Annotated in this window: 11 protein-coding genes and 1 pseudogene; 9 read left to right on the top strand and 3 right to left on the bottom strand. The window is 56.2% G+C overall.

Annotated elements, in window-relative coordinates:
- The 8 genes from Q363_RS42390 to Q363_RS28595 form a co-directional block, all read left to right on the top strand.
- Nucleotides 1-400: transposase (locus Q363_RS42390; RefSeq protein ID WP_342667469.1), on the top strand; the 400-nt coding region annotated here is incomplete at its 5' end.
- Between the two features lie 142 nt (nucleotides 401-542).
- The gene (locus Q363_RS28625; RefSeq protein WP_035357502.1) at nucleotides 543-914 is read left to right on the top strand and encodes an ArsR/SmtB family transcription factor; all 372 of its coding nucleotides are present in this window, start codon (nucleotides 543-545) and stop codon (nucleotides 912-914) included.
- Nucleotides 911-1,363, top strand: coding sequence for an SRPBCC family protein (locus Q363_RS28620; RefSeq protein ID WP_035357500.1), 453 nt, complete (start codon nucleotides 911-913; stop codon nucleotides 1,361-1,363). The genes Q363_RS28625 and Q363_RS28620 overlap by 4 nt, the downstream gene beginning before the upstream one ends.
- A gap of 187 nt (nucleotides 1,364-1,550) precedes the next feature.
- The gene (locus tag Q363_RS28615) at nucleotides 1,551-1,709 is read left to right on the top strand and encodes a DinB family protein (RefSeq protein WP_211256410.1); all 159 of its coding nucleotides are present in this window, start codon (nucleotides 1,551-1,553) and stop codon (nucleotides 1,707-1,709) included.
- Between the two features lie 215 nt (nucleotides 1,710-1,924).
- Nucleotides 1,925-2,062, top strand: coding sequence for a hypothetical protein (locus Q363_RS39385; protein WP_211256409.1), 138 nt, complete (start codon nucleotides 1,925-1,927; stop codon nucleotides 2,060-2,062).
- 854 nt (nucleotides 2,063-2,916) lie between these two features.
- Nucleotides 2,917-3,543: a hypothetical protein gene (locus tag Q363_RS28605; protein WP_035357495.1), complete on the top strand. Its 627-nt coding sequence runs from the start codon at nucleotides 2,917-2,919 to the stop codon at nucleotides 3,541-3,543.
- 35 nt (nucleotides 3,544-3,578) lie between these two features.
- The gene (locus Q363_RS28600; RefSeq protein WP_157467770.1) at nucleotides 3,579-4,262 is read left to right on the top strand and encodes a hypothetical protein; all 684 of its coding nucleotides are present in this window, start codon (nucleotides 3,579-3,581) and stop codon (nucleotides 4,260-4,262) included.
- A 1,327-nt stretch (nucleotides 4,263-5,589) separates the two neighbouring features.
- Entirely contained in the window at nucleotides 5,590-6,114 is a 525-nt protein-coding gene (locus Q363_RS28595; protein WP_051979474.1) for a CPBP family intramembrane glutamic endopeptidase, read from the top strand.
- 61 nt (nucleotides 6,115-6,175) lie between these two features.
- On the opposite strand, the gene Q363_RS47050 is transcribed toward Q363_RS28595, so the two are convergent.
- The 3 genes and pseudogenes from Q363_RS47050 to tnpA all read right to left on the bottom strand — a co-directional run bounded on the left by Q363_RS47050 (nucleotide 6,176) and on the right by tnpA (nucleotide 7,716).
- On the bottom strand, nucleotides 6,176-6,691 hold the full coding sequence (locus tag Q363_RS47050) for an IS66 family transposase (protein WP_035357491.1): 516 nt from the start codon (nucleotides 6,689-6,691) through the stop codon (nucleotides 6,176-6,178).
- A 28-nt stretch (nucleotides 6,692-6,719) separates the two neighbouring features.
- Nucleotides 6,720-7,394: pseudogene (gene tnpC, locus Q363_RS47045) on the bottom strand (IS66 family transposase); the annotation flags it as partial.
- A complete protein-coding gene (gene tnpA / locus Q363_RS42385) occupies nucleotides 7,363-7,716 on the bottom strand; it encodes an IS66 family insertion sequence element accessory protein TnpA (RefSeq protein WP_035357486.1) in 354 nt (117 codons plus the stop codon). The gene tnpA and the pseudogene tnpC, both read right to left, overlap by 32 nt.
- A 756-nt stretch (nucleotides 7,717-8,472) precedes the next feature.
- On the opposite strand from tnpA, the gene Q363_RS28575 reads away from it, so the two are divergent.
- A partial coding sequence (locus tag Q363_RS28575) for a DUF1254 domain-containing protein (RefSeq protein WP_157467768.1) occupies nucleotides 8,473-9,094 on the top strand: 622 nt, incomplete at its 3' end.

Below are 9,094 nucleotides of genomic sequence, written 5' to 3'. Positions count from 1 at the left end.
CCGCTTCTTCCTCCATGTGCTGCCCAAAGGCTTCGTGCGCATCCGCCACTTCGGGCTGCTCTCCAACCGCTTCCGCACGCAGAGCCTGCCGCTGACAAGAAGACTGCTGGCTCGCGTCGGATGCGATCCGCTTCCACTTCCAACCAGGTCGCCGTCCGAGTCCACTGCCCTGTGGCACTGCCCCCGATGCGGCGGACCGATGGGCGTGGCGCGAAGACTCACCGCCGCCGAGTTGTATCTCGAAGCCTCTCGATTCCTCATGACAACAGGTCCCAACCCGGTCTGCGGACCTGCTCCAGGCATGCCGTCACACGCGTGTGTTCAACTGCGCGGTTATCCGGCAGCCAATAGTCAATCGTCCACTGCCACAACTTTTCCGGCGATATCGTTCATGTTCTGACTGGTGATCAAAGGCGCCAGGCCGCGAATACTCGACAAAACAAGCTCACCAGTGGCGGTTGGCTTCCTAAGCTCGCAGCCTCGGAGCAATCGGGAAAAAACACGCCTTGACATATGCCTATATAGGCATGTAATGTGCCGTTATGGCAAGAGCGAGCACCACCTCCGATGTCTTCAACGCCGTCGCTGAGCCCCGCCGGCGGGAGATTTTGAGCTATCTTGCCGGTGCCGAGCGGCCCGTCGGAGAGATTGTGGAAGCCCTCGGCCTGGAGCAGCCTTCCGTCTCCAAGCACCTGCGTGTGCTGCGCGACGTGGGGTTGGTTCGGATGCGCTGCCAGGGCCGCCAAAAGCTGTACCGAACCAACGCCGAAGCGATACGCCCGCTTCACGAGTGGGCCGGAACCTTCGAGCGTTACTGGCAGCACCAGTTGAATCGAGTGAAGGAACGCGCGGAAGCGATGGTCCGCCAAGGCTCACCAGATTTGAATTCCCCGAATCTTAAGGAGAAACGATGATTGCAACCGAACAGACCCTCGAAAACCTGACCCTGACAATCAATCAGGAGATCCATGTCCAGGCGCCCCTGGATATAACCTTTGCCGCGCTGCTCGAGCAACTGGGGCCCGGCAACGAGACACCCGACGGCAAATCACTCAACATGAAGATCGAACCTTGGCCCGGTGGAAGGTGGTACCGCGACATGGGCGACGGCAACGGGCACTTCTGGGCCAACGTCAAGGCCATCATGCGGCCCACGCTGCTTGAATTCGCCGGTCCACTGTTCGCCTCGTTTCCGTTCGTCTCCAACGTGCAGTATCGGCTGAGCGAAGTCGATGGCGGAACGTTGATCGCCTTCCGGCACACCGCGCTCGGCTTCGTTTCCGACGAGCAGAAGGCGGGGATGGACAAAGGCTGGGCCTCGATGCACGAACGCGTTCGCAGGCACGCCGAGGCCTCGCGCTAATAGCAACTCTGGGCAGAGGCAGCTCTCGCATCACTGCCCAGTCAATTGTCATCCAGACCGGAGTCGTTGCGCGGCAACGACGAAGTGGAGCGACCTGCAGTTTTGCTCCGGGCTACGCCAATTCAATTCCTAATCCGCCTTAAGGACAAACCCGAAAGGAGAACCCCATGCCCATCGCAGAATCGCCATGAACGCAACCTGGCGCATCGTCGCCGGCGATCAGGAGATCGCAGCAATGCCCCGCGTCGCCTTCCTGCGCAATATCATGCTCAACCACTGGTACCAGCACCGCGGCCAGTTCTGCGTCTACCTGCGGCTGCTCGACGTTCCTGTGCCGTCAAGCTAGGGCCCTAGCGCCGACGAGCGTTCAGTACTCCAGCCGGAAGCTCAGCCCGCGTAACGCCGGTGCCCATTCATCGCGCGATGAAAATCGCGCGATGGGTGTGGAATGGAGAAATAAGAGGCTGCCTGCATACCCGGCATCAAATATATCTCGGGACCACCAATCATCAGGTCATATCGAGCAACGAGTGGCGCCTGTTCAACTACGAGGACAATGAGATGACAATCGCTTCTGACCTCTTGCAGCAACACATCCAGAAGCTGGTTGAAGACAATGCGCGATGGCAGACGCTGATCGCCGATGACATTTTGTGGGAACTCGCCTATGCGCCTTCGCGTATTCGGGAATGTGACTAACAACCCCTATGGCGATTCGAAATCCCAATGTGGTCTCGGTCATGTGACCGCTTACGGCTGACAATCACTAGCTGAAAAGCGGTAGCTGCGGTGTGCCTGTGTTCCTGCGAGCTCTCTGGCAGATACTCACTCATATTGGTCATTGACAAGAACGACGGTGGCGGCGACTAACGCGATTACGACGAAATGTGCCCTGTTCTTCACGAACTATTCCGATGATCCCGACCGCACAGCTTCCCCAAAGCAATAAGCTCGATGGCTCAGGAACTGCCGAACAGTAACCGCGCGCCTGCTGCCACTCTTCGCTTCGCAAGCGATCCGAGCAGGCCTTTCTTTGCGATCCGGTGACAGGCAAAAGTTCCAGAGACGGCTTCCTCACTGAAGATTGATACAAAGCCACTGGAAATTCGTCGTCAATTTAGCTTGATTTCTTTCATTCGCGGGTGCACAATCCTCTCTGTTCGTCGCAAACATTAAAGTGTTTCCTGCATCCGTCTACGGCTCTCGGAATATTGTGCTCTAAATAGTCAGAGACAAGGCTTGCGATAGGAGTCTTGGAGACGCTTCGCACGTATCATTACCAAACTGGGAACAAATTATTCGGATCTAAGGGCGTAGAAGTGCTATCACCAACGGGCGTCGGACTTGGAAAACGTGCAGCAGCATTGGGTAGTAGGCGTACGCGCGAATGCCGTTAGCCTTCGAAATTCTCGAATTTCGTAGGCTTCATGTGCCCATGTGTGCTCGTAGACGGGCTGAACGTCCATGTACTCAGCGAGATGCTAAGGATTGAGCCCGCTGAACTGTTTGGACATGATCAACGGGATGACACGCCTCGCTGAGAAGGAGGGACGATGTTCCAGACTGTCCGTTTCACTACCGCGACAACGATTTTGCTTTGGGTGGCGTCGTCATTGACTCATGCAATCGCTCCCGCAAAGACTCCTGACGAGCTTATCCGGAACTTGGTGACCGCGGCTCAGCAAGGAAACAGTGATGATTTCTTGGCCGGTCTAACCGCCGGCTCGCGGAAGGCTGTCATTGACTCATTCTCGAACCAAGCTGTTTTACGGGAAGCACAAGAGTCATTCCAGCAAGCTCTCGACGAGCGCTTCGGAAAGGGCGGCGAGGTTCTCGACGCTGCCCCCAACAACCTCAAGAGCGCGGTCAGCCGACTTGCCGCAGCCGAGGTCCTGGAAAAGAAGCCAGGTCCGGGCGGTGCGGTGCAATTGCGAGTACGAGCTTCCTTCAAGCGGCCGGATGGTAAAACCGAAACTCGGGAAGACACCTTGATCGCGCTCCCGGAGGGCGGTGGCTGGAAGCTCGTGTTGAGTTTCGCACCCGGTGACAAGCTACAGTCGGATTCGAAGGCTGCGCTGGAGCGCGTAACAAAACAGGTAAAAGATGGCCAGTTTAAAGACCGCACATCTGCCATGGTGGCTCTCGCTAATAACCTGCCTGGAACGCGTACAACAAAATGACACGCACATCCATGAATACATGGAAGCGCTTGGCTGTGGCTACGTTAACGGTCCTGGCGACGGTGTTTTGGCAGGGCTGTCAGGGATGCAATCCCGTTACATTGAAGACCATCGATCTTCCTCCATCCAACTTCAAAACCGGCACCTCTGGCTTTCTAGGATCGAAAGGCTATTGTCTTTCCAGTGGGAATCCGCCTCCGACTTCGTTCTCGCCGGGAGCGAATCAGATCATCGTGGGATTTGACGACTTCTTTAGACCGGGTACGGAACCCTTTCCTTGCGACGACATTCGCGCCGCAATCTTTCGGGGAGGGGTTGCGTTTGATGTCAGTCAATTCGACTCGGTAGTGAGCGCGAATCTCCTGTTCGATACGGCGAGTTCTATCGCCCGCAGCGGCGGCGAGACGACGGGTCAAATTCCTGCGAAATCTGTTGCCACAACGATCGGGGTCGGGACCCAGCCGTTTTCCAGTGGTATGCCGGACGATAATGAAGCGTCGTTGCCCTCCGTTCCGAGCATCGATGTCAGTGTGTCCGGCCAGGTGCGTGATTGGGTGAGTAAGACCCGCCCCAACTTCGGGTTCATCATTTGGGGACCACGGGGACCAGCAGATCCAAGCAACCCTCCCGAAGATAACGATGCCCAAGTAAGCGCGTACACCAACTTCAAGCTGAGGATCGTCTACAATCCCGCGCAGAACCCACGCGCACCACAATAGTGCGGGAGCGCGAAGAGCGACGGCGGAGGATTGGCTCGTAAACAGGTCTGCGTCTCTTTGAAGCCAAGCATGGCGAGTTGTTTGAATCGACGCATGGCCCAGTAGGAATTTGATTTGCTCGAGATCGCCGCCCCCGCTTACAGCAGGGCTTGGGCAGGTGGGGCGCATGTCAGTGATTTGACGACCAAAATTAAGACGGCTTCCGGCCACCTCGGTTCCCTAGAAACGGTAAAGATGCCATGGCAGAGAAGTTGTATCCTTCTTAACTCAGATAATTGAAGAGCAATCTGAACGGCCGAATAATGTCCGCGGCAATAGGCATTGAGATACCCCTTAGGACAGGGGTAACTTCATTGCTGAAGGTCCTCTCGTATATTGCCGTTGAAGGCCCCACTGCCAAGTTGAAGTCTAGTTAGAGCGAAGGGCGACACCGTCTACCCTTGTTTGGAAAAGCCGACACCGCAATCAACCGCTACAAATTCGCCACTTACACCTTCGTCCTGCAGAACGGAAAGTTAGCCAGCTAGCTGATCAAGGAGGAGAGTAACCTCCGTATAACCCGTGATCCACCAGGAACCATCTGACGGAGCCGAGAAACCTGCCACAAGCCTCCCAAGGAACATCAAACTGTTCTCGGCAGGCATAACCTGCAATCCGAGCTGCGCAGCTTGTTTGCGAAGGCGATACTCGGCGCGGGAAGGCATCGTACTTGGACCGCTACGCGCGAGACGAATGGGGGTGGCAACACCGCTTCGATCTCGGTGCCATCATCGACAGCTTCAGGGAAACGTGACGCGCAGAGTTAAGCGCTTCTCTTCGGCACTCTCTATACGCGAGAGCGGTGGACGTTGTTCTTCGCGATTCATCGAAGCTCCCTCACTTTCGGCCCGTCGGCAATAATGTGGCTCCCCGATCTCCCATCATTTGGGAACAAACGGACAAATGTAAGATTGTCCGACAAGCGCTGCTTGTATCGCAGGAATCAGGTGTGCCTTCATGTGGGACTTGAGGACATATCGGGGTATGGCAACGATTCGATACAAACTTGGCCATATTGCCGCAATTGATTGATTCTGAGTAGAATATCGACTCTATTATCTCGTCAGAGCGATCACAAAAAAGAGGGTTGGACGATAAGGCAGAATCCATAATTTATTGAAACTACACGCCGCGTGAAGATGCATTTGCAGAGGATGGGTGACCCACTCTCCAAATGGCCCATTTTCTCCTGAATCGTTGCCATACCCCTAGAAAAACGGGGTGAGCGCTACGCGAACTGCATCTTGCTTTAAGTCTAGATGGCTGGGCCACGGTAACTCGATTTGCAGTGTCCTCCTATCAACTTCCGATCGGCCTTGCCGTTCTGCTTAGCCTTCTGGGATGGGTTGCGGATGGCGTGAACGAAGAACTTGTCTTCCGTGGCTATCAGCTCAAGAATCTTGCGGAAGGTTTAATGGGCAAGCGGCTTGGCGCGCGAGCAGCTCTACGTCTAGCCGTTGTGATGTCGTCGACCTTCTTTGGACTCGCGCATTTGGCGAATAACAAAGCAACCGCCTTCAGCACGATCAACATAATTGTTGGCGGGTTACTTCTGAGCTTGCCCGTTCTGTTGACGGGCGAATTGGCGATTTCGATTGGCCTGCACATCACCTGGAATCTGTTTGAAGGCACAGTGTACGGGTTTCCTGTCAGCGGCACTCTGCCGAAGACCCGCCTGCTCACCATCCAGCAGAGCGGGCCTGAACTGTGGACGGGAGGTGCATTCGGACCGGAAGGCGGACTGATTTGCACGGTCTGGATGCTGGTGGTCGGCGCCTTGATCGGCGCATGGGTCCGCTTTCGCCATCGGTGAATTGTCGCTGATTGGCTCCCTCCGGGCCGCAATCCGAGGTGAGCGCTAGGTGAACCAATGCTTACACAGCAGGCGATTCGGGTCTTTGGAGGTTAGCCATTCTTGCGGCCTGAAGTTGCTTCCATTGATCGGGCAGCCAGGCCGATAGTTCATTGATTCGCGCCGCTGGCAAGTTGACTAGCAATTGGGTGAGGTAAAGTTGTGGATCGACGTCATGGCGCCTGCAGGTGCTGGTCAGACTGGCCAGGATCGCCGCTGTCCGGCCGCCGCGCGCATTGCCGACAAACAACGAATTCTTTCGATTTAACACCACGCGTTTCATCTCGCGTTCGCTGACGTTGTTGTCGATCGGCACCGCGCCATCTGAACAGAAGACGCTCAACGCATCCCACTGACCGAGGGCATAGTTCACCGCCTCGGCCATGGGATGCTTGGGCAGCAGTTGCTCTTTCCAGAGAAGAAGCTTTTCGTGCAGACGGGCTAGCATCGGCGCCGACTGCTTCTGGCGCAGATCGAGACGCTCTGCTATGGAAAAATCGCTGGCCTGTTTCTCGACTGCGTAAAGAGCACGCACCATTTCGATCGCTTTCCCGCGCGATTTCAGAAGCGGTCTTTTCCGCCTCGATGATCTTTCGTCGCACGTGCGACCAGCACCCGGCGCGCATGATCTCGTTGCCGGCCACCACTCCGTTGTACCCGCCGTAGGCGTCAGCCAGCAGAACCTGCCGGTAATCCTTCAGGAAGTATGTCGGTCCGTCGCGGCCCCGATGCAGCGTGAAGTCGAAGACATTGTAAGGATGGGCATCGTCGCCCACATAGACCCACATCCGCGCGTTGGCTGCTTTGCCCTTGCTCAGCATCGGCATGATGGTGTCATCGGTGGCCACCACGTGCGAGGCCCGCACCCGCTCGGCCATCAACTCGTACAACGGCTCAACCAGGTCGGCCATATCGCCGCACCAGACCGACTGCGTGGCGCGAGAGATCTCGAACCCCTGCCGCGCGAAGATATCCTCCAAACGGTATAGCGGAAGGTAATCGGAGAACTTGCTGGTGACGATGTAGGCCAGCAAACCCGGTCCTGCCATCCCTTTGTCGATCCCCGTCTCCGGCTTGGCCGCCATCTCTATCCGCGGGCTGTCGCCGTTGCTCTCGCAACCGGGACAGGCATACTTCTTGCGCACATGATGGATCCGTTCGAAGTGGCCAGGCAAATACTCAACCTGCCAACTCTCGTCGGCACCTATTTCACGACGCTCGACACCACAGCAGGGGCACAAACATTGCTCCGTACTTAGTTCGTAGACCCGTGTGATGACTCGCCTCGAATCCAGGCTCAACCACAAGACTGCGGCCCTCTTTTGAACGGATCTCAATCGCGTGGCTCCGTGTCCCTGCGGGTCGCACCGGCTCTGCAGGTGCCGCAACCTGCACTTCTACAAACTTGGCCGTCTCGGACTCCCGCAGCCGCTTCTTCCACTCGTAGAACTGCCAGGCCCGCAGCCCGCGCTCATTGCAAAACGCCGCCACACTCTGACCGCTCTGACTCTGTTCCGAAACCAACCCACGCCACTTCGTCCACGCTTCCGTTGCCTCTTTCATCTCACAACTGTGCTCCCTCACCCTGCACCGCACAAGATGTGGTTCGCATACCGCTCACGGGGAAAAACGAGATAGGGTTGAGGATGACCAGAGCACGGATATTGCGCCGCTGCGCCATTGCATCGAGATCACGGGTGTCACGGTCAAAGCTGGTTGGAAGCACGAGGCCGTTTGACGGCGCAGGCGGTTCGTCTGGTGAGTATGGGGGCGCAGTAGGAGCCGCCTGTTTTACCTGCTCGGTTGTGGTTGGGAGTGAGGTTTTCTTGCCACAGGTAATCAGTAGAGGAAGAGCAAATAAAAGTAGAACGAATGCGAAGGATCGGCGGTGCGAAGTTGAGGCTCTGGGCATTCACCTTCTCCTCAAACCAGCTCAGTCAGCGCGTACGATGGCACACGCCCGATTTTTGTTATCACGCATTGAATTATTGTCGTCACACAGAAACTGCACAAGTGACAAACTACTAATTGCGGTCCGTCCAATTGCGCAACCCATATCTCAAGAGATAGTTGCACGTAGTCGGACAAATGGCTTTCGCTGTCGACTGGTGCTAAGCCTGTTATCGCCAGTTGAGTGCGTAAGGGCACTTGCTAACATGCGACTACAAGGAAGCCAGCACTTGTCACACCTTAGCCCTGGGTGCACAATACTAGGCGCATCACTTATCAAGCCAGCCTCGCGTCGAGCGCGCACCATAATCTCTGTCTTCTTGCTGTTAGGGCCCCGTAAGGCGGTACCGAAAGGAAGAGGTGAAAGAGATGCTGTTTGGAAAATCACTCATAGCTAAAGCCACGCTAACGATCTCGGTTCTGATTGCCGCGACAGTGTTTGCTATCCCCTCTGCGCAGGGGCAAAAGACAGCGACACCAACTCCGGCCATCCTCACCACTCCGGACAAAGTTGACACAGCAATAGGCACGCTCGAGTTTAGAGACGGTGCGCCCAGCGCAGCCACCGTCCAGAAGGTCTACGACAATCTCCTCTACGTGCGCGGCGTCGATGCGTTCATGAACAGCTTTTCGGGTGCATCGGCGTATGCCATTCGCAAGGGCTTTCACAGCATTGGGGCCGAAGACAACACGATTGTCATCTTCTCCGAGTTGATGGACTCGAACTCGCTCTTTCTCACCGCCAATGCCGATACCATCTACACTGTCGCCACTCTCGACGTGACGAAAGGCCCGTTGGTCATCGAGGTGCCCCCAATGGCCCTTGGCACTCTCAACGACATGTGGTTCGGCTGGATCATCGACATCGGTGCTCCTGGCCCCGACCGTGGAGAAGGGGGCAAGTATCTGATCCTGCCACCGGACTATGACGGTCCGATACCAGACGGCGGTTTCTATGTTGCGCGTTCGAAAACAAACCATGTCCTCTATG

This window comes from Edaphobacter aggregans DSM 19364 (assembly GCF_000745965.1).
GTDB lineage: Bacteria > Acidobacteriota > Terriglobia > Terriglobales > Acidobacteriaceae > Edaphobacter > Edaphobacter aggregans.
This window is presented reverse-complemented; position numbering and strand designations above follow the sequence as displayed.

Excerpts from the sequence above, each read along its gene's own strand:
- Q363_RS28625 (WP_035357502.1), top strand. The coding sequence starts at position 543 with ATGGCAAGAGCGAGCACCACCTCCGATGTCTTCAACGCCGTCGCTGAG.
- Q363_RS28620 (WP_035357500.1), top strand. The coding sequence starts at position 911 with ATGATTGCAACCGAACAGACCCTCGAAAACCTGACCCTGACAATCAAT.
- Q363_RS28615 (WP_211256410.1), top strand. The coding sequence starts at position 1,551 with ATGAACGCAACCTGGCGCATCGTCGCCGGCGATCAGGAGATCGCAGCA.
- Q363_RS39385 (WP_211256409.1), top strand. The coding sequence starts at position 1,925 with ATGACAATCGCTTCTGACCTCTTGCAGCAACACATCCAGAAGCTGGTT.
- Q363_RS28605 (WP_035357495.1), top strand. The coding sequence starts at position 2,917 with ATGTTCCAGACTGTCCGTTTCACTACCGCGACAACGATTTTGCTTTGG.
- Q363_RS47050 (WP_035357491.1), bottom strand. The coding sequence starts at position 6,691 with ATGGTGCGTGCTCTTTACGCAGTCGAGAAACAGGCCAGCGATTTTTCC.
- tnpA (WP_035357486.1), bottom strand. The coding sequence starts at position 7,716 with ATGAAAGAGGCAACGGAAGCGTGGACGAAGTGGCGTGGGTTGGTTTCG.